The 256-nt window shown below is 46.5% G+C and carries 2 tRNA genes; both read right to left on the bottom strand.

Annotation, left to right across the window (positions count from 1 at the left end):
- Positions 1–20: 20 nt before the first annotated feature.
- Positions 21–94, bottom strand: a tRNA-Ala gene (locus AAHB90_RS32670).
- 55 nt (positions 95–149) lie between these two features.
- Positions 150–223: transfer RNA gene (locus AAHB90_RS32665), tRNA-Ile, on the bottom strand.
- Between the last annotated feature and the right edge of the window lie 33 nt (positions 224–256).

Here is a 256-nt window from a genome sequence, read left to right as displayed (position 1 = left end):
ACCGGACTTTTCCAGTAATGTGGAGAATAACGGATTCGAACCGTTGACCCCCTGCGTGCAAGGCAGGTGCTCTAGCCAGCTGAGCTAATCCCCCAAAATTCTTCAATAAATAAAATCAGAAACGTTTTCTGACCAACTTGTACATTCCGTGGGCCTGCGTGGACTCGAACCACGGACCTCGACATTATCAGTGTCGCGCTCTAACCACCTGAGCTACAAGCCCTTATATGATAAAGATAAACCAAAAGCAGAATTT

The organism is Dyadobacter sp. OTU695 (assembly GCF_038440355.1).
Lineage (GTDB): Bacteria > Bacteroidota > Bacteroidia > Cytophagales > Spirosomataceae > Dyadobacter.
The sequence above is the reverse complement of the archived record's forward strand: the minus strand, read 5'-3'. Positions and strand labels throughout refer to the sequence as shown.